The sequence below is a fragment of the Ruegeria sp. AK4 genome (assembly GCF_056541025.1).
In genome coordinates this window covers 16,031-34,552 of the sequence record NZ_JBQFXS010000026.1, presented here as the reverse complement: position 1 = coordinate 34,552, position 18,522 = coordinate 16,031, and the positions used below count along the sequence as shown (strand labels likewise).

At 54.9% G+C, this 18,522-nt stretch carries 17 protein-coding genes; 6 read left to right on the top strand and 11 right to left on the bottom strand.

Annotated features, from left to right (window positions below):
* Positions 1–149 precede the first annotated feature (149 nt).
* Both ACR0EZ_RS23425 and ACR0EZ_RS23420 read right to left on the bottom strand, forming a co-directional pair.
* Positions 150–671, bottom strand: a complete 522-nt coding sequence (locus ACR0EZ_RS23425; RefSeq protein WP_480617195.1) for a hypothetical protein — start codon at positions 669–671, stop codon at positions 150–152.
* A gap of 26 nt (positions 672–697) precedes the next feature.
* On the bottom strand, positions 698–997 hold the full coding sequence (locus tag ACR0EZ_RS23420) for an EF-hand domain-containing protein (protein ID WP_480617194.1): 300 nt from the start codon (positions 995–997) through the stop codon (positions 698–700).
* A 213-nt stretch (positions 998–1,210) separates the two neighbouring features.
* On the opposite strand from ACR0EZ_RS23420, the gene ACR0EZ_RS23415 reads away from it, so the two are divergent.
* The gene (locus tag ACR0EZ_RS23415; RefSeq protein ID WP_480617193.1) at positions 1,211–1,525 is read left to right on the top strand and encodes a helix-turn-helix domain-containing protein; all 315 of its coding nucleotides are present in this window, start codon (positions 1,211–1,213) and stop codon (positions 1,523–1,525) included.
* A 441-nt stretch (positions 1,526–1,966) separates the two neighbouring features.
* Here the strand turns inward: ACR0EZ_RS23415 and ACR0EZ_RS23410 are convergent, their stop codons facing one another.
* From ACR0EZ_RS23410 to ACR0EZ_RS23370, 9 genes are all read right to left on the bottom strand, one after another.
* Positions 1,967–3,187: an aminomethyl transferase family protein gene (locus ACR0EZ_RS23410; protein ID WP_480617192.1), complete on the bottom strand. Its 1,221-nt coding sequence runs from the start codon at positions 3,185–3,187 to the stop codon at positions 1,967–1,969.
* Between the two features lie 9 nt (positions 3,188–3,196).
* Positions 3,197–3,862, bottom strand: coding sequence for a glutathione S-transferase family protein (locus tag ACR0EZ_RS23405; RefSeq protein ID WP_480617191.1), 666 nt, complete (start codon positions 3,860–3,862; stop codon positions 3,197–3,199).
* 12 nt (positions 3,863–3,874) lie between these two features.
* Positions 3,875–5,599, bottom strand: coding sequence for a Rieske 2Fe-2S domain-containing protein (locus tag ACR0EZ_RS23400; protein ID WP_480617190.1), 1,725 nt, complete (start codon positions 5,597–5,599; stop codon positions 3,875–3,877).
* A gap of 14 nt (positions 5,600–5,613) precedes the next feature.
* A complete protein-coding gene (locus tag ACR0EZ_RS23395; RefSeq protein WP_480617189.1) occupies positions 5,614–6,519 on the bottom strand; it encodes an aromatic ring-hydroxylating dioxygenase subunit alpha in 906 nt (301 codons plus the stop codon).
* A 19-nt stretch (positions 6,520–6,538) separates the two neighbouring features.
* Positions 6,539–7,468: an ABC transporter permease gene (locus tag ACR0EZ_RS23390; protein ID WP_480617188.1), complete on the bottom strand. Its 930-nt coding sequence runs from the start codon at positions 7,466–7,468 to the stop codon at positions 6,539–6,541.
* Positions 7,461–8,567 carry an ABC transporter permease gene (locus tag ACR0EZ_RS23385; protein ID WP_480617187.1) on the bottom strand — a complete coding sequence of 369 codons (1,107 nt, stop codon included), beginning with the start codon at positions 8,565–8,567 and terminating at the stop codon, positions 7,461–7,463. Before ACR0EZ_RS23385 ends, ACR0EZ_RS23390 begins: the two co-directional genes overlap by 8 nt.
* The gene (locus ACR0EZ_RS23380; protein ID WP_480617186.1) at positions 8,564–10,030 is read right to left on the bottom strand and encodes an ABC transporter ATP-binding protein; all 1,467 of its coding nucleotides are present in this window, start codon (positions 10,028–10,030) and stop codon (positions 8,564–8,566) included. Before ACR0EZ_RS23380 ends, ACR0EZ_RS23385 begins: the two co-directional genes overlap by 4 nt.
* A gap of 139 nt (positions 10,031–10,169) precedes the next feature.
* Positions 10,170–11,201 (bottom strand): BMP family lipoprotein, encoded by a 1,032-nt coding sequence (locus tag ACR0EZ_RS23375; protein WP_480617185.1) that lies wholly within the window; start codon positions 11,199–11,201, stop codon positions 10,170–10,172.
* A gap of 96 nt (positions 11,202–11,297) precedes the next feature.
* Positions 11,298–12,401: an aromatic ring-hydroxylating oxygenase subunit alpha gene (locus tag ACR0EZ_RS23370; RefSeq protein ID WP_480617184.1), complete on the bottom strand. Its 1,104-nt coding sequence runs from the start codon at positions 12,399–12,401 to the stop codon at positions 11,298–11,300.
* Positions 12,402–12,560: 159 nt separating this feature from the next.
* Here ACR0EZ_RS23370 and ACR0EZ_RS23365 point away from each other — a divergent pair, with 159 nt between their 5' ends.
* From ACR0EZ_RS23365 to ACR0EZ_RS23345, 5 genes are all read left to right on the top strand, one after another.
* Positions 12,561–13,352 (top strand): helix-turn-helix transcriptional regulator, encoded by a 792-nt coding sequence (locus ACR0EZ_RS23365; protein ID WP_480617183.1) that lies wholly within the window; start codon positions 12,561–12,563, stop codon positions 13,350–13,352.
* 676 nt (positions 13,353–14,028) lie between these two features.
* Positions 14,029–15,663, top strand: a complete 1,635-nt coding sequence (locus ACR0EZ_RS23360) for a hypothetical protein (RefSeq protein ID WP_480617182.1) — start codon at positions 14,029–14,031, stop codon at positions 15,661–15,663.
* A 75-nt stretch (positions 15,664–15,738) separates the two neighbouring features.
* On the top strand, positions 15,739–16,446 hold the full coding sequence (locus ACR0EZ_RS23355) for an IS6 family transposase (protein WP_480617181.1): 708 nt from the start codon (positions 15,739–15,741) through the stop codon (positions 16,444–16,446).
* Between the two features lie 75 nt (positions 16,447–16,521).
* Positions 16,522–16,962 carry a LysE family translocator gene (locus tag ACR0EZ_RS23350; RefSeq protein ID WP_480617180.1) on the top strand — a complete coding sequence of 147 codons (441 nt, stop codon included), beginning with the start codon at positions 16,522–16,524 and terminating at the stop codon, positions 16,960–16,962.
* A 126-nt stretch (positions 16,963–17,088) separates the two neighbouring features.
* A complete protein-coding gene (locus ACR0EZ_RS23345) occupies positions 17,089–17,634 on the top strand; it encodes an AAA family ATPase (protein WP_480617179.1) in 546 nt (181 codons plus the stop codon).
* Positions 17,635–18,522: the final 888 nt, after the last annotated feature.

The following is an 18,522-nucleotide window of genomic DNA, read 5'->3' as shown; positions in this document are numbered from 1 at the left end:
CTCCTTGGACGCAGTCTTTTTCGGACATCTGGCTCCTAAGTTGACGGGGTGAAATAAAGTTCCCGATACATAGTTAACGATCTCGGTGAACCTGTCGGCGTGGTTTTCTTACGAGGTCTCTTGACGGCAAAGCACCAGTTACCAGTACGTCAACCGCTGATCGTCACAGGGTGGATCGATTTTGTCGGCTTACCTGACCTCTGACAGCTTGACCTGAAGGCTAAGATCGTCTCTGGAGCCTTCCGTGGCTCACCCAGCCGGTGCCAGTAGCGCAATGAATACAGGGAAATTTCCCGCCCTTCACCTGCCTGGGAGCGGCCGTTTTGACTGTTACCAAAACACTCGGCAACTGCGATTGAGATGATAGTAACCCCTGCGATTCTGGCACTTAGTGCGACCGTGTACTGTTCGGCGTCGCCGAGCGCCGACGTACCTCCCAGTATTGCAATTCCCAATGCAATTCCCAAAGCGCCACGAACCCAGCAATAATGTTGCGAATTCAATACTGCTGTCACCAACGCCTGAAAACCTATGGACATCGAAACAAGAACTACCAGGGCCGAGGTTCCAGCGGACGGGCTGGCCTGGCTGAGCATGACGAAGGGGGACAGGAGCAGCGAGAAGCCTGCTGCAGCTAAGAACAGTCTTTTGATCCGTGTGCTGTTAGACATGTGTCAAACACTCTGCGACCTCCTGGCTACGCGTCAGTTACCGGATCAGGGATGAGTTCCTCTCCGACCGCTTCCAGGAATTCTTCATCATTGACGTATCCGTCGTCATCAAGGTCGATCTCTCCGAATAGTTCTTCTGTCACTTCAGGATAAAACGCCTGGATTTCGGCAAAAGACGCCATTCCATCACCATCGGTATCGATTTCTGCGGGCATTGCAAAAGCCGATATCACCATCAGCATCGCGAGTAGTGCACCTATTGATACGCGGCTCATGTTTTTCTCCATGAATGGGGCATCCAAAGGATCCCAGGTTGAGATCTTCATTGTTGATGTAGCGGCCCAAGAGCGGGACCGTGAAACTCCTCACTCAGGCGTCGGCGTCACGAGAGATCGGGTGCGACACTTCTCACAATATCATAGATCGTGTTCCGAACATGTGACTGCTCCTGACCGCTACACAGACAATATGGGGTCAATCGAATTGTTTGAAAAACAAATTTATATTGACGATGATATCGGAATTACAGATAGGTAAGTATGGACATTGAATTTGCACGAACAACCCCCATGGAGGTTGAGACCGGCAGCTTCTTTGGTGCCGCTGAAATTGTGCACATCACACAAGCAACGGTCAGCATTCGCGTTCGTCCTCTGGAATATCAGCTAGGTCAGCCTGTCTTCGAATGCGGGAAGGGCGGAGCAAAGTTAACGCCCGCAGGAAGCCAGTTTCTTCACACACCCGGGCGTTGGTGCGAACCTGGTCTCAAGCACGGCTCAATGTCTCTCTGCCGGTCGCCTGTGACATGTCGTTGGAAATCGGTGCCGTACCGAGTTTGTGGCACAAGCTGCTGATCGATGCGCTCCCGACGCTTCGGGAAGCCCAAACTAAGGTGTTGCATACGCGAGCAAGTACTGCGCCAGCCAATACCCGCAGGGACGATGGCGGCAAAGTCCCACGTCGTTCGCATAACCGGCTACGTGGCGAAGGTACGTTCTCGATCATGGTCGTTGTACGCGGTTTGAACGGCCGCTGTGGCGAGGCTTGCTGTGACAAAACTAATTCAGTGCTGCTCCTGCGAGACGATGCTGCGTCAGCGAAAGCCACAGATCGAATGACAGCAAAGTCCGCATAGCGGTCCCTCAGACAGATCGCAGCGAACGACCGCTTCGAGCCCAAAAGCGACTTCAATTGTTCGCGCAGCGTTCGACGCAAATGGGCGGGAAACAGACCTCCGCAACAGATGGGAGCCTTCGTCTACACGGCAGAAACCTCCTTGTCCCCGACTGGGCCGCCTACTGTGCAGAACGCCTTAGGGTAAAGAATGGAATGTCGACAATCTCCGCCTCGATAAGGCCAATGATTTCTCCTTCGATCGTTGGCATTTCGACTTGCACGGTGTCACCGATTTCAAACTCATTCGCGCGAAGACAGCCAAATGCGATCGCGTGACCGACCGTGGGGCTCCAGCAGTGGCTCGAGGCGCGACCAATTCTATCGCCATTGTAGAATACGCCCGTAGAGCCCCAATAGACGCGGCTTAGTACATCACCAGGTCCTCCATTGCCCTGAGCGAGCATCAAAACATCCTCGGAGCGCAGTTTTAATCCGACGAAGGATTGAAGGTTTTCGTCTGTCACCCGTTTTTCAACAAGAGCCTGTTTGCCGACGAAGTCTCGGTCGCCGTCGAAATCTACAAGCCGCGCCAAACCAGCATCGATGGGAGTAATGTGCAGAGATCCGTCCACGGCGACATTTGCAGTTCTGTGGTCGGGGCCGCTTCCAGTATAATCGGCCGAGACCAGTATAAGGCCAGCTTCCACACGCGCGGTATCGACCGCAAATTCCCCGGCAGGCAGTGCACCGTATTCCAGCCCAACGGCGTAGATCGCCTGCCACACGTCTGCATCGCCACCAGATGTCCAAACTTCATAACCGCGCTCGCCGGTGAAACCTTGTCGTGCAATTATGACCTCTTGTCCTGCAATGCTGTGAAAGGCCAATTCAGAAAACCCGATATCTTTCCAGTCACCATCAACGGCTTTGGAAAGAATCTGCTGAGATTTTGGCCCTTGAAGTGATAGAATGCCGTAGTCCTTTGTTCGATCGAGGATTTCGACGTTTAACCCTCCCTTTTGGCTTTCATACCATTGCAGGCTGTTTTCACCTGCCACAAGATAGCTGTCCTCGGAGACACGGAAGATTAGACCGTCACCGACCATGTTCCCATCAGTGTCACACCATGGCGAATAGAGACACCGTCTCTCGGTCAACGACTGCACCGGTCGCGTCATCAGTTTATCCAGCAAAGCGCCGGCATCCGGTCCGCGAAACTCTGTTTTGGGAAGGGGTGACATATCAATCAATCCGGCGCTCGTACGAATTGCCGACAGCTCTGCGCGCATCGATGAATAGATGTCGGGCACGACGAAGGAATCCCACGAATACCAAAGGCAGGATGTCACGTGTTCGGCTGTCGCCGTATGGAAAGGAGATCCTGTGAAGTGGTCCGCCATTTGGTTTTCCTAACGACTTTCTGCTTGAAGGTTGCTTTCGAAATCGGGGCTGGTGCCAAAGACACCCGACATCCCCACGAACCCATCGATCCGTTTCACCCGGTCACACCAGCGCCGTATCGCCGGGTAAGGCTGCCGAGAGATGCCACCTTCTTCGGAAAGCGCAACGTAAGGGAAACACGCGATATCTGCGATCGTGGGGGTGGCACCTGAACAGATCCAATTCTGGCCCACACGCTCCGCAAACCAGAGGTGTTCATCCAGAACGCGGAACAGCCGATGGGCACCTGCGCGGGCGGCCTCTACGTCAAGGTCATAAAACATCGCATCGTGCAACCGTGCTGCCGACGCGGTGGTGGTCAGGCTGTCGGCAAAGGCCAGCCATTGCGCAACCTCGCCAATCTGCTCGGGATCATGCACGGGGTACCAAGCGCCGCTTTGATCGTATCTCACGGCCAGATAGGTCAGAATGGCCTGCGCGTCGCGAAACACTTTGCCGCCGTCTTCAAGAATGGGCAGCTGGCCCAGTGGGTTCAGAGCCATCAGCTCGGGCGATTTATGCTCGCCGCCGGGATAAAAATCCACGGTTTGCGTCTGATAGGGCTTTTCTAGAACGTTTAGGAACAGCCGGATTTTGTAGCAATTGCCCGACAGCTCGTAGTCATAGAGTTTCATTGGCAAGCCCTCCTAAACATCCAGAACCAGACGCCGGGATTTCGAGCGTGAAACACAAGTGAGAATTTTTTTGTTCGAGGCCTTTTCACCGTCGGAGAGATAGACATCCTGATGGTCTGGCTCGCCTTCGATAACCGTCGCAAGGCAAGTGCCGCAGGCTCCCTGTTCGCAAGAGCTTGGGATCGCGATCCCGTTTTGCCGAAGAACGTCAAGGATTGTACGCCCCGGGGGCACCTGCAGGGTCAGAGCGGATTTGGCGAGCGCGATTTCAAAACTGCTTGACGTATCTACCACAGTCTCGTTCTTGAAATACTCGAAATGCACCGCCTCTTCCGGCCAGCCGCAATCGCCGGCGATCCGGCGCGCCGATTCCAACATGGGAACCGGCCCGCAAAGGTAGAGGTGGTTTGCGAAGTGATAGTCGCGCAGGATGCCCTTGATCGCCGCCTCGGTGTCCGCCGGGTTCAACCCGAGGTGCGGGATAAGCCCGTCGCCCAGTTGTTCCAAGATGGACTGAAACGACAAATGCGCGCCAGATTGCGCGAAGTAGTGCAGCTCAAAAGGCAACTCTTGCGCGTTAAGAGCCTGGGCCATCGCCAACAGTGGCGTGATCCCAATCCCGCCCGCAATGAGTATGGTCTTCGTTGCATCGCGGCGCAGTGGGAAATTCGCGTGGGGTGCTGACACCGCAAGCACGTCGCCGGCCTGAACCGCGTGGTGCATGCAGGCGGACCCGCCCTGACCGTCAAATTCAAGTTTGACACCGATGGTATAGTGATCCTGCTCTCCGGGCCCGTTGGTTAGAGAGTATTGCCGTGTCATCCCGTTGGGCATGTGAACGTCGATGTGGGCACCTGGCTGCACGGTCGGGAGCGGGCCCGAAGTGCTTTCCAACCTTAACGCCATGACCCCGTCAGATGTCTCCCACTTCTCGGCTACTCGGACGCGCAAGGTGGCCTTGGGTCCATATTTTGAGCGGCTTGGCATCTCGGCCAGTTCGGCGTCGACTTTGGAATAGGTCACCTCAATCGGTGGCTCTACAGGATGCAAAGCGGCCTCTGCCTCTATCGCATCGCGCAAGGCTGCAAGCTCGGTGTTGTGCTTGCGCAAAAGCGCCATCTCGTCGCCTACGGGGGCAATCAGGACGCCGCGTAGAACAGATCGGTTCGCATCCACGGGCTGGATAAAGAGGAGCATACCGGTGTCGGCGTTTACATAGTGCAGCATCGTCTCAGAGCTGTCCTCGGCATTTAGGCGCATCCGGCCCTCGGGGCGATGATTTTTGGCGTGGCGCTCAACAAGCGCGGGCGCTGCATTGACCGGTATGGGGCGGAGAACCAGAGATTCCTGGCCCTGCAAACCGTCCGGCAGTTGAAAGGCCGAAATCGGATCAATGGCAGACCAGATCATGCCGCACGCCTCAACGGTCTGATAGGTGTTGTTGCAAATCGTGCGCGCCGGTGCATCGGCCGGGTGGGCCGGGATGTAGGTACAACCGGCTGTGCGGTTGGCATAACGCCATCCATGATAGACGCACCGCAATTCGCGACCTTCGTTCAGGCCGATGGTCAAGCGTACACCTCGATGCAAGCATCGGTTTTCCCAGACATTGACGTTTCCGTCATCGGCACGCCAGATGGCCATTTCGCGCCCCCAAAGCTGGCCATGATAAACGTGCCGCAAGGGAAGGTCGCTGCTGGAAGCGACAGGATACCAGTGTTCAAGATGCTCTGACATAATCGCTCGCGGGTTCAGGAGGAAACGGGAATAACGCCGTAGGTAAGTCCTTTACGGCTCAGCCAGCGGCGAAATGCTATGGCTGTCTTATCCGCGCGGATCGGCGTTTCCGCGCGTGGGTCCAGGGGCAGCCTCTTGGGATACTGGTTTTCCAGGATGGGCTTGTCCTGCCCGAAAATGGTCTGCTGGAAGTACCGATGACTCTCGGCGGGGTTTCCATCGTCGAGCACGCACATGCCTGTGTGCGCGCGGACGTATTCTTCGCCCATCGGCTGAAGGAACATGTAAACAACGTCCATCCGCTCTTCGTCGATTGGGCTGGACTTGTAAAGAAGTGCGCAATTCACATGCGGTACGCGGTAAATGTAGTCGACCATCGCCCCACCTTCAGATGAGAGCGCAGCTTGTGGCTGGTAAAACTGGCATTGAGTGGCAATGACCTCGTCTCGGGTCTCATCGACGTCGACCTGGTATTCCTTGACCTCAGTGTGGGGCTCCTCACCTAGAATGCCGGTATGGACAAAGGGGAAATGACCCATGTCGAGAAAGTTTTCGATCGTACGTCCAGCCGAAACATGGACGCCAAAGACGCCAGTTGGCACGTTCTTACGGTCAGGTTCATAAAACTCATCAATCAAAAACAAATCCGACGGTGGCGTGCCAAGACAGGTCCACAAGAACCCGTATTCTGTTTTTACCGGCAGGGGTTCTGCGACTGAGGCCACGTCAACGGGGGCGCCCGCACCCTGGCCGGGCGCACTGACCCATGCCGCGGGGCTGCCGTTGTGATCAACGGCAAAGGAAACCGGACGATCAAGAAGGCGTGTATTCTGAACGATGCCGACGTCGAGTTCTTCGAGCGAACTCAGAGGGTGCCATTGGTTCAAAATGACTGCGTCTGTGCATGTATTTCCGAGCAATGAACTCTCTCCTTCCGGTCTATCTAAAATAGGGGATACCGAGCCTGCCGGGCTCACCTGATCTGCTACGCAGGACTACGAGAAGCAAGATGGACGCCAAATACGGCAGAGCCAAAAAGATCTGGTGTGGGACATCGAGCCCGAGGACCTGAACATGGGTTGCGAGACTTTCCAAAAGGGCGAAAACCGCGACGGCGGCAAGCACCCCACCGGGCATCCAACGGCCTGCAATAATGGCCACGATGGCCAGCCATCCTCGACCGGCGGTGATATCGGCCAAAAACCGGTCGGAAAAGCCCAGCATCAGAAACCCGCCGCCAAGACCCGTCATCACACTGCCAAAGAGGACGGCAGCGTATTGGCGGCGCACGACGCTCAGCCCCTTGATGTCCAGCGCCTTGGGGTTTTCGCCCAAGCACCGGATCTCTAACCCCCAACGCGTGCGGTAAAGCAGGAACCAGACCACCGGGACGGACAGAAACGCCACATATGTGAGTGCCCGCTGGGTGAAAAGGATTTCTCCCAGATAGGGGATCGAAGACAGAACTGGGATCGGCACGGTCTCAAACCCGCTAAAGGTTGGCTGTGCGCGCCCCTGAATATACATGCGGAACCAATAAAGCGTCAGCCCAGCGAACAAGAGGTTGATCCCGAGTCCGGTGATGAAGTGATCCACCCGCATAGTCGCAGTCATAAAAGCCGTTAAAAGCCCGACCGTGCCGCCCGCGACCATGGCTGCCAAAACCGCAAGCCAGATCGAACCCGTTGATGTAGCAACCACATAGGCCGTGAAGGCCCCCATCAGCATCGTTCCTTCCACACCCATGTTCCAGATACCGGCACGCTGCGTAACAAGCTCTCCGATCGCGGCAAACAGGATCGGGGTCATAATCCGAACGGTGCCCGCCAGAATGCTGATAAGTATGGCTTCTTCGAAAAGGCTACCCATCGGCGCGAACCTTTACGACCTTGTAGCGGGCCGCAACACCGGCGCAGAGAAAGGTGAGCAGTAGTATGCCTTGCATGGCCGGAACAAGAGCCGCCGGCACCTGGGCCAAAAGCTTCATGGGAAGCGCGCCAGCTGCCAAGCCCCCAAAGGCAATTCCGGCGACCACTGTACCTAGGGGGCGCAAACCCCCGATCATACCAATAATAATCCCCGTATACCCAATGTTATACAGCGTATCAGCGCGCAGCCGATGCGTTGTCCCGAACAATTCGGATACGCCCGCGAGCCCCGCAATGGCACCACTGATCAGCATGATCAGAACCGTGGTGCGTCCGATATTTGTGCCGCGATACGCAAGCGCGATGGGGTTGAAGCCCATGGCGCGGATTTCGTAACCCAGTGGTGTCTTTTCCAGAAGGACATAGCAAAGGACCGCGCACACCAACGCAAAGACGAACCCTAGGTGCAACTTGTTGCTGCCTAGGATATGCGGCAGATGGGCCGCATCTGGGATTGGGCCCGTCTGTTGGTAGACGACCGTTGACGATACCTCCGTCCAGGGCCCGCCGCCAATCAGATAGGACAAAAGAAACACGATCAGATAGTTCATCATGACGGTCGAGATGATCTCATTCACCTCGAACCGGTCCTTTAAGATCGCGGCGAGCCCACCCAGTAAGGCACCGCCGATCATCCCTGACAGGACAATCAGGCTAAGATAAAGTCCAACCGGCAGCCCCGCGAACGTCAGGAAGCCGAAATAGGAGCCCATAGCCCCGGCATAGACCTGGCCTTCCTGTCCAATGCTCCAGACCTGCGCGCGAAACGCGACTACAGTGGCGAGGCCCGTTAGGATCAGGGGTGTTGCTTTGGCCAAGGTTGCCATGAGTGCGTTCTGACTTCCAAAGGCACCATTGAATAAGGTCGAGAAGGCTCGGACAACATCAGCGCCGCTTGTCGCCAGCAAAAGCGCGGTCAGTCCAAAACCCGCCAGGAGAGCCAGCAGATACACGCCAATGGTCCACGGCAGGCTTGGGTTGATCCGTGTCTCGATCGTCCAGCGTGGACGTGCGGCGGGCTGCGGCGTGACCATGGTCATGATGCGATTGCCGGCAGGCGTTCACCGGCCATCAAAAGCCCGATTTCGGCAATTGAAGTGGCGCCGGGATCGACGATGCCCATGATCCGACCGCCTGAGATCACGGCAATCCGGTCCGAAAGATTCAACAGGTCTTCCAATTCTTCGGAGGCCAGGAGAACTGCATAGCCTTCCGCCCGTTTCGCGAGGATTTGCCGGTAAACATATTCGATAACGCCCAGATCAAGGCCGCGCGTTGGCTGGTTGGCCAGCAACAGTTTGTTGGAATGCGCGAACTCGCGGGCCAGGATCACCTTTTGCGCATTGCCGCCAGACAGGTGATTTACGGGAGTCTCGCCCGACGGAGCAATGACCTGAAACGCGTCGATCAGACCGTCCGCCTTTGCGCTGATCTGCCGTCGATCGAGAAACACGCCGCGCGTGTAGTCATCGTGGCGTTGCCATCCCAGGATCATGTTTTCGCGGATGTCGAAATCCGGGATCAGTCCCTCTCGGAAACGGTCGTCTGGCACGAGCCCCACGCCGCGATCCATGTAGTGGCGGGACGGCAGCCCCTCTACGCGTTCGCCGTCAAGTGTAACTTGCCCAGTCTCGGGCACAAGCACACCCGAGAGAATCTCAAAGAGCTCTTTCTGTCCATTGCCCGACACACCGGCGAGCCCGAGAATCTCGCCCCGGCCGATGCCAAAGCTGACAGTGTCGAGTGCCAACCGGCCGCGCTTGTCCCGATAGCTGACACGATCAACGGTGAGGACAGTTTCGATGTCCTGATCTGAATCCAAAATGCGATCATCACGCACCAGACGCAATTCGACGTCGCGCCCCACCATCATACGTGTCAGATCCTGGGCCGTGATCTCGGACGGGCGCACGGTACCCACCACCTTGCCTTTTCGCAGAACCGTCACGCGGTCAGCCTGCATAACTTCGGCAATCTTGTGGCTGATCAATAGGATCGACAGACCTTTTGCCTTCATGTGCGCGATTATTCGAAACAGGCGCAGAGATTCTTCCGGTGTCAGAACCGCCGTGGGTTCGTCCAGGATCAAAACCTTTGCGTTGAGAAAGAGCGCCTTGAGGATTTCAACCCATTGCTGCTGACCGACCGTCAGATCACCAACGCGGGCGTCGAGATCCATCTGAATATCGTATTCGTCGCACAGGTCTTCAACACGCTTGCGCGCCGCGCCCAAGCGTAAGGCCCAACCTCTTTGATGCGTGCCGACCACAATGTTTTCGAGAACCGTAAACTCACCAACCAGAACGAAATGCTGATGAACCATGCCGATGCCCGCTTCGATGGCATCGCGCGGGGACCTGAATTTTACGCGCTCACCATTGATCTCAATGTCCCCCCGCTCGGGCTGGTAAAACCCAAACAGGCAAGAACAAAGCGTCGATTTCCCGGCGCCGTTTTCGCCAAAAAGACAATGAACCTCACCCTTATGAAGATCCAAGCTCACGTCTTCGTTTGCGATCACTCCTGGAAATCGCTTGGTCAGGTTCATCACTTTCAGAACAGCGGTCATAGGTTACCTATTCGGATGTCGGCCACCCGGCACGGTCGGACGTGCCAGGCAAAAGCCCTTGGACGCCTCAACCCTACTCCGACAGCGGTTCCGAGACGTCGAGCGGCACCTCAAATGCACCAGATGAGATGCTGGCGACCAGTTCATCAACGCTGGCCTTGAGATCGTCGGGAACCTGATCGGCCAACGAGTTGAAACTGGCAATCGCCGCGCCGCCTTCGGCCATGCCGCGCCAGATGATCTCGGTATTGCCGTCAAGTGAACCTGCTCCGGTTTTGAAAGTCCACCATTCGTTGACAATCCACTTTACGTCAGGTTCCCAATCCGCCAAAGCGCTGGACAAAACGGTATCGGGTGAGAACGAATGCTGGTCTGCGAAGTTCCCGAAACAGAGCAGATTGTTTTCCTCGCAAGGTTGGAAATTCCCGGCGAGCGAAAAGATCATGTCGGCGCCGGTCGCGATTTGGGCGGATGTCATTTCCGACGCCTTGCCCGGATCGTACCAGCTTTCAATGAATGCGACTTTCTGCGTGATGTCTGGATTGACCGAACGTGCACCCATGAAAAATGCATTGATCTCGTCATTCACGTCATCGGCCGGGAAGGTCCCGACAACACCCAGTGTGTCGGTTTCCGTAAGCGTCCCCGCCATCACCCCCAGAACGTAAGCTGGTTCGTGTACGCGTTTGTAAACCCAGTACTGGTTCCCACCCAGCCCTTCGTTTCCGGACCCCACAACGACGAACATGATGTTGGGGAATTCGTCTTTCATTTTCTTGACCTGGTCCGAATAGGTCGAATGCGCCCAGATAATGTCGAACTGCCCGGATTCTGCGAACAGGCGCATGGCATCGCCTGCATCGTCCCCCCAAAGCGGGTCGGTGTATTGCCAGGTGATGTCCAACCCATAGGGTTCGTCTGCCTTTACGCGTTCGAAGGCTCTGATAAGCGAGCCGTCCCAGGCAGATTCCAGACCAGCCGACAGAATGATCGCAACGTTCAGATCGGTGGGGTCATCGGCCCATGCGATGGATGTAGTCGACAAAAGAGACGCTGCGCCAATCGCAGCACCGCCAACCAGACCCAGAAAAGTTCGTTTCTTCATTTCTTTCTCCTTTGTTCCTCACATTAGCCAGTCGTCGCATCAGGCGACGATCAAAATAGGTTTGGCCGCGCGGCCTCCGTCATTCCTGGACCCAGCTCAACTCGTTATCGGGGCACCCAGACCTAGCTTCGCTAACGCGCGCCGGTACTCGACAGACATACGATCAGACGGGAGATGAATTTCTTCTGTCAGATCCAGCGGAAGATCTTCGGGGTGCTGCCCCTCGACCATCGGTTTGTCCTCGTCATTGATCTGCAGCGATTCTTTGACGAGGAAGTCGTGGTCAGGCGCGCCAGTCGTGTCTGTGCAGACCTGGAATATGCGCGTTTGATGTGCCGATACCGGACATACCGTATCGGCAAAGTACTGGCGGTATGAGCTGTCATCCGGACCAATCACCAAAAGGGTAGAGAACGGTAGCGTTAGTTCATAGTGATAGGTGACTTGCCGGTCGTCCGCCTCGACATTGTCCGGGAACCGGTTGCCCTGTTCCAAGTACGGCAGATCAAAGGTGAGGCCATAGTCGGTCTTGTGCACCTCGTAGGGTGGCGTTGGATCCGCCTCGTATCCTCCGAACGTAGCCTTGTGGACCCAAGGGAAATGCGCAACATCGTTGAAGTTTTCTACATGGCGGCTGGCGGCGGCGTGCCATGTGTCACTGGGAATGTAGATCTTTTCCAATCGGTCGTCTTCAATACCTTGCCATACGGGCAATGCATGGGATGGTTCTCCCGACAGGCACGCAAACACTATACCATAGCGGACTTCGCTCAGAACGGAAAAAAGCCTTAGGCGCGGTGGAATGCGTGCGTTCGGGTCGCCGACAGAAGGTACTTTCGTGCAGGCGCCACTATGATCAAAGTGCAGACCATGCATCGGGCACACCAACCGGTCGTCGCGGATGAAACCGCCGCTGAGCCGAGTGCCCCTGTGTGGGCAGATGTCCCGTGCAACACACAGGCCCTCGGATGTACGAAAAACCACAAGATCAACATCGAGGAGCCGTGCTTTGACGGGCTTGTCCTTAACGTCATGCGCAAATACGACCGGGTGCCAGAACGAGGCAAGGATGCGCCAATCGCTCTCGTCGAAGGTGCAATCGCGCGGGAGGTCGTCTGAAAACTTGGAATGATTGACTGATTGAAACATCGAACGTCGATCCTGAAATCGGGCAAAACCCCCTGATCTGTTAACTGTCATTGATTCAAACCAAGCAAACAAAGCCCAAATGGAGCGATTATTGACTGAGATTAAGATTTATGATGTTTTTCTAAATGCCACTCGATCGCGCGCCCAAGAAATAGGCATTCACCGTTGGACCAGCTAGTTACCTATGTTCGAGGCTTTTCCTTTGGCGGGATGACATACGAAAACGGCGGTGTTTTCGGCCCAATCCAGCGACCCTACTTGTCTCTCATCGAAGTGTCGGAAGGCGCATGTACCTTGGTTACGCCTGAAGACAGGGTTGAGGTGACGGAAGGGCAAATCGGGATTGCGGCGTCTAACACTCGGTTCGAATTTCGTTATCGACGGGGGCAATCCACGTCTGCTCGATGGTGCGAGGGGTTCTTACCAGTCCTGTCAGACAAAGACTTTGCTAGACTGACAAAAACATATGCGCCGATCGAGACGCCTGATTTGCTTCGGGACCTGATGGAAATCGGAGTGGGGCTGGGTTTGCAATCGAGCCCGTCATTAAACGCGGTCCGTGACGCAGTTGGGCTCGCGACTGTGCGGGGGTTTCTACACAGGACATTGCACAGCGAACGACACAGTCAACTGCCGGAAGTCGTACGAAAGGCGCTGCGCTTGATCGAGGCGGGTATAGCGGATGAGCAACTGAATCTGAACTCTGTTGCCGCAGGGTGTGGTGTGACTCAGCAGCACTTAATCACAGTTTTCAAGAAAAACGTGGGGACGACGCCCTCTAGGTATCTGTGGAGACTGCGGCTAAGACGTGCGCGCGAGCTTCTGATCCACTCGGACAAAGCGCAATCGGCCATCTGCTTTGACTGCGGTTTCAAAAGCCTTTCGCATTTCTCACGCAGCATAAGAAAGCAGTTCGGCATGTCGCCGTCTGAGTTGCGCAAAGACGCAGGATATACAAAGCCAAGCGACGAAGACGAAAACGTACTGGACGCGCATTTTTAGGAATCCAAGCATCGTCCTGTGACGCAGCCGCTAAGCCAGCTTCGTCAACCGGCGTTGACCTGAACCGACTAATTGTTTGGATGAGGAACTGCGTAGGATTCGAGGAAGACCGCATAACCGTTTCAGGCGTGTAAACTGTGGTCTGGGGAACCAAGTTACTAAGGCAAAGAGGCACTGCGAACGCCAGATATTGTCAAGCTGCACTAAAGATTCGAGGTTGGCGGCAAATGTCAGCTTTAGGCAGCATGCAGAACTTCACATCGGCCTACTTAAGTACGGCTTCGTCCTGCACTCCAGACCTCGCCTAAGACAGAAATTTAGCGGCCGCAGCGAAAGTCAGCAATGCGGGCTGCAACTGCAGCATCATTGCGTTGAGCCGGATGTCGGCTTTGGGCCGTCATTACACATCCCAACAAGCTGACTTATCGGCAGCTTTGTCCGCGTTCCGATCGTTCACGCCGAGCAAAGCGAATGACCGCATCGAGCCCAAAGTGGTCGTTCAAATTAGAATGACCGAGTTTCAATATGCTTGCGCTCTAGCGAGTGCCTCTGGTTCTTTTTGGATTAGAAGGTGGATTAGTCCTGCAAGTAAGCCAAGTGCAACTTAACTCGGGAAAGACAAATCGAAATAGGTCGAATCGTGTTAGAGTTCACCCTTTGTGAGGGAGTGCTTTTCATGTCTGACTATTTTGATCTGGGAAAATACAGTCGCCCCGCCAGCGCAGTTCCAGATGCCCAAACTTGGTTTAATCGTGGTCTAATATGGGTATTTGCGTATAATCATGAAGAAGCCATTGTCTGCTTTGAGAAGGCAATCGCTGCTGATCCGCAGTGTGCATTGGCCTATTGGGGAATCGCTTATTCCATTGGGCCAAATTACAATAAGCCATGGGAAGTTTTCACCCCGGAAGAGAAAGCGCCAGCGTTGGAAAAGGCGCATCAGGCGCTCAGGGACGGGTTGGCGCTAAAGGACGCTAAACCGGCAGAAACCGCCCTGATTGAGGCATTAGCATTGCGTTATCCAACGGACCCTGAAATCGAAGATTACCAACCATTTAACGATGGTTTCGCTGAAGCCATGAAACCAGTGTACGAGGCTCACAAAGACGACTTGGACATAGCTTGCATTTACGCAGAGGCGTTGATGAACAGGACGCCCTGGCAACTCTGGGACTTCAAGAAAGGCGTGCCGAACCCGGAAGCCTCAACTGTCGAAGCTATGCAAGTGCTAGAACGCGCATTCGAACGCACACAAGGCGCCTGGAGCCATCCTGGTCTTTTACACATGTACATTCATCTGATGGAAATGTCCCCGCACCCTGAAAAGGCACTGCGCCATGGCGACACGCTGAAGGATCTTGTGCCCGATGCAGGGCACCTTGTGCATATGGGCACACATATCGATGTCCTTTGCGGGGACTATCAGAATGTCCTGTACCGTAATCTCGCTGCGGCCAAAGTCGATGATGTGTTCAAAGAATATGCAGGGGCCGCGAATTTTTACGCCCTGTATCGCATTCACAACCTGCATTTCGCCTTTTTCGGCGCGATGTTTCTGGGACAAAAAGCTGCCGCAGTTGATGCCGTAACCTGCCTGCGCGCAGAAGTTCCTGATGAGGTCGTTCGCTCCTATCCAGACATTTTCGAGACCTTTGTCGCGGCCGCACCTCATGTCTACATCCGATTTGGAATGTGGACAGATATACTTGAGCTTGAGCAGCCAGAAGATAAAGAGCTGTACGTTACAACCAACGCGTTGATTTATTACGCCAAAGCCGTGGCTTTGGCTAATCTCGGTCGTCACCAAGAGGCTCGGTCAACTATGCAGGACTTCACCACCGCTTACGCCGAAGTGCCTGAAAGCCGTATGCTTTTCAACAATTCAGCGCGTGACGTACTTGCCGTGGCCGAGGAAATGATGAAGGGAGAAATCGAGTTCAAAGCCGGCAACCGCAAAGACGGTCTCGGTCACCTCCGCAAAGCGGTCGAACTGGATGACGGGCTTGAATACGAAGAGCCGTGGTCGTGGCCGCAACCATCCCGCCATGCTTTTGGGGCCCTTCTGATGGAGGCGGGCGAATATGAGGAAGCCGAGGCCGTCTATCGGGCTGATTTGGGTCTTGATGGTAAATTGCCGCGACCGAGCCAGCATCCTCGCAATGTCTGGGCATTACATGGGCTTCATGAGTGCCTTGAGCGCAGAGGCGAATCTGTGGAACTGCCCCATGTGAAATTGCTTCTGGACCAAGCCGTTGCCCGCGCAGACATTCCGATCCGCGCCAGTTGCTTGTGCCGTTCAGCGACTGCTTGACGCGTCCAAGAGCCGGATGGTCTTGTCAGAAGAACTTTGGTTGAGCGGGACAGGGTGGTTGCATAGCATTTAGCAATGACCAAACCTGCCTCCTTCAAATACTTCAAAACCAGCCCCGAGATCATTCGCCTGGCGGTGATGCTGTACATCCGTTTCCCGCTCTCGCTTCGGAATGTCGAAGATTTGTTGCACGAGCGAGGCATCGATGTGAGTCACGAAACTGTCCGGTATTGGTGGAACAGGTTCGGTCCGGTTTTTGCTGCGGAGATCCGAAGAAAGCGGGTTCAGCAACTCCGAGTCTTTTCAAAATGGAAGTGGCACGTAGACGAAGTATTCGTGAAAGTGAACGGCAAACGCCACTACCTCTGGCGTGCCGTCGATCACGAAGGCGAAGTGCTGGAAGCCGTTGTCACCAAACGCCGAAACAAAGCTGCAGCACTGAAATTCCTCAGGAAATTGATGAAGCGGTACGGTAAAGCGGAAAACGTCGTCACGGATCGCTTCGCCTCATACAAAGCCGCGCTCAGAGAAATGGGCGCGCTCGAAAAACAACAGACGGGCAGGTGGCTCAACAACCGAGTCGAGAATTCGCACCTGCCGTTTCGACGACGCGAACGCGCCATGCAACGTTTCAGGCGCATGCGAAGTTTACAGAAATTCGCCTCCGTCCATTCCTCCGTATACAACCACTTCAACCAGGAAAGATCGCTAGCCAGCCGAGACACCTTCAAACTGACCCGCGCCGCCGCTCTCAGCGAGTGGCGTCAACTTTGTTCCGGATAGGTTCACGGTTTCCGCAGCAAACTGAGACTGGTTCGAATTCGTCTGACAGCACCCGCCATTGCACTCGCGCTGCTGGTGGCCGTGTCCGGAACCAGTCTTGCGGCCACGCTGCAATCCACGCCTAATCTGAATTCTGCTATTAAAGCAATAGGGTCAGGGTACCTTGTTTGGCTGGCACTGAAAATTGGATTGGCCGGATCACCTTCGGCCACGCGCTTAAGCGAGGCACAACCCATGAGTTTCCTCGTCGGGGCGGCGCTGTTGCTTGTCAATCCAAAGGCCTGGGCGATGGCGGTGGGAGTCGCTTCGTCTTTCTCCAACATGGTCTCAGTTCCCTTTTTGCTTGGCTGCATTCTTTCCATCATCTTTGTACTGTCGGCTTGTCTTTCGTTATCGCTCTGGGCTATGGCGGGAGGATTTATCGCAAATTTACTTCGTTCTGACCGGCATTGGCAGATGTTCAACGCTGCCATGGCGCTGCTTTTGTTGATTTCAATCTTACAGCTTTGGATATGAAGGATGCGAATTCGCAGGTTCAGCGAGTCACACTACCGTAGGTGCAGCTGAAGCCTTATCGTAGCTCGGAAAACTGCTTTGTTTTCAAGCTAGATCCTGAATTGGACAGATGAAGAGGTGTGATCTTTGAGAAATCGGTTCATCTTGCTAACGGGTTGCTCAGGTGGTGGAAAATCCGCACTTCTCGATGCTCTGAGCAAGCGCGGTTTCTCGACTGTATCGGAACCGGGTCGGCGTATCGTCGAGGAAGAGATTGCTGGTGACGGTAAAGCCCTGCCATGGATCAATATGAATGCCTTCGCAATGCGGGCTATCGAAATCGCTCGGTCTGACTTAGAAGCGGCTCAACTACAATGCGGTCCAGTGTTTTTTGACAGAGGTCTCATTGATGCGGCGGTCGCATTAGAATACTCGCGCGGACCATCGCTTGGTGAAACTCTTGGCGCTGCTCGTGTCTACTCGGCGCCAGTAGTCTTGTTTCCACCTTGGAAAGAGATTTTCGAAAGTGACGCTGTACGCAAACATGATTTTCAAGCTGCGGTAGAGGAGTATCATCGCTTAGAAAGTGCGTTGAATGACCTTGGTTACGAGGTTTTGGTTTTACCAAGGGTATCCGTGAGCGAGCGGGTTGAATTCGTGCTGGATAAAATTGGAACGACTTTGTTCGGATGACTGCTTGGTGCGCGATTTGTAATTTCGACCCACGCGGATTGCCATACGGCAGATCAAGGTCTGCTTTAATAGGCTACACTATGGCATCAAACGAATGGCAGGAACTGCCGGTTTGGACGGGATATTTTGAGGGAAACGGAGCAGGGGTATGTGCTGCGTCTGTTCCGAAGTCGGCTTCGCTCCGGACACGGAGCGATTGTTAAGAGCAAGGGCAGAAAGCTGCCCTTACTTGATTGTTTCCTTAAAAAGGGAACCGATGGTGTGAAGGAGGCGGATGTTCAACCTCCGGTGGAAGGCCGACGTCCTTCCTCAGGTGAGCCGCAAGCTCGGCTTTTCTGCGTAGAACAGACTGTTCTGCGCTGGATCGCCGGGCGAAGATAGCCGTTAGCCGCAGTAAGAGGCCACGCGACCGGTTGATTGGATTGTAAAGTGATAAGCTTGGCATTGTTCTCTCCATGAAATGATGGAAAGCCGCCACATGAGAAAAACACAAAAAAGGCCGCTCACGAGGCGGCCTTCAGATCGGAAACCTGTCAGACCGCTTTAACGGGCTACTGCGCCTACCGCGCGAAGCATTGAGGTCTGACAATTCATCATATCTGATCTCTCCTGTATCAGGGTTTCCGGTTCATCCAGTTACCAGACGAGTGGTCTCAATTCAACTACCCACACACGTATTGGTCGAATTTCGCTGGATAACCGCGGCGAACTCTCACTTTGTTGCGTGGGGTGCGCGCTTTCCAGCCGCCAAACTTCGCTACTGCAGCGAATGTCTCCTCTGACGAGCACACCGCAGCGACCGTACCCTTTTTTCAACGGCAGCTTTGGGCCGTCCCTGCTGCAGGAGTGCGCCCTGTCCGGCAATCAAGCTGCGTTCGATCTAACGAC

What these genes read in the sequence shown, in the direction of transcription:
- ACR0EZ_RS23425 (WP_480617195.1), bottom strand. Translation starts at nt 671, where the DNA reads ATGTCTAACAGCACACGGATCAAAAGACTGTTCTTAGCTGCAGCAGGC.
- ACR0EZ_RS23420 (WP_480617194.1), bottom strand. Translation starts at nt 997, where the DNA reads ATGAAGATCTCAACCTGGGATCCTTTGGATGCCCCATTCATGGAGAAA.
- ACR0EZ_RS23415 (WP_480617193.1), top strand. Translation starts at nt 1,211, where the DNA reads ATGGACATTGAATTTGCACGAACAACCCCCATGGAGGTTGAGACCGGC.
- ACR0EZ_RS23410 (WP_480617192.1), bottom strand. Translation starts at nt 3,187, where the DNA reads ATGGCGGACCACTTCACAGGATCTCCTTTCCATACGGCGACAGCCGAA.
- ACR0EZ_RS23405 (WP_480617191.1), bottom strand. Translation starts at nt 3,862, where the DNA reads ATGAAACTCTATGACTACGAGCTGTCGGGCAATTGCTACAAAATCCGG.
- ACR0EZ_RS23400 (WP_480617190.1), bottom strand. Translation starts at nt 5,599, where the DNA reads ATGTCAGAGCATCTTGAACACTGGTATCCTGTCGCTTCCAGCAGCGAC.
- ACR0EZ_RS23390 (WP_480617188.1), bottom strand. Translation starts at nt 7,468, where the DNA reads ATGGGTAGCCTTTTCGAAGAAGCCATACTTATCAGCATTCTGGCGGGC.
- ACR0EZ_RS23385 (WP_480617187.1), bottom strand. Translation starts at nt 8,567, where the DNA reads ATGACCATGGTCACGCCGCAGCCCGCCGCACGTCCACGCTGGACGATC.
- ACR0EZ_RS23375 (WP_480617185.1), bottom strand. Translation starts at nt 11,201, where the DNA reads ATGAAGAAACGAACTTTTCTGGGTCTGGTTGGCGGTGCTGCGATTGGC.
- ACR0EZ_RS23370 (WP_480617184.1), bottom strand. Translation starts at nt 12,401, where the DNA reads ATGACAGTTAACAGATCAGGGGGTTTTGCCCGATTTCAGGATCGACGT.
- ACR0EZ_RS23365 (WP_480617183.1), top strand. Translation starts at nt 12,561, where the DNA reads ATGACATACGAAAACGGCGGTGTTTTCGGCCCAATCCAGCGACCCTAC.
- ACR0EZ_RS23360 (WP_480617182.1), top strand. Translation starts at nt 14,029, where the DNA reads ATGTCTGACTATTTTGATCTGGGAAAATACAGTCGCCCCGCCAGCGCA.
- ACR0EZ_RS23355 (WP_480617181.1), top strand. Translation starts at nt 15,739, where the DNA reads ATGACCAAACCTGCCTCCTTCAAATACTTCAAAACCAGCCCCGAGATC.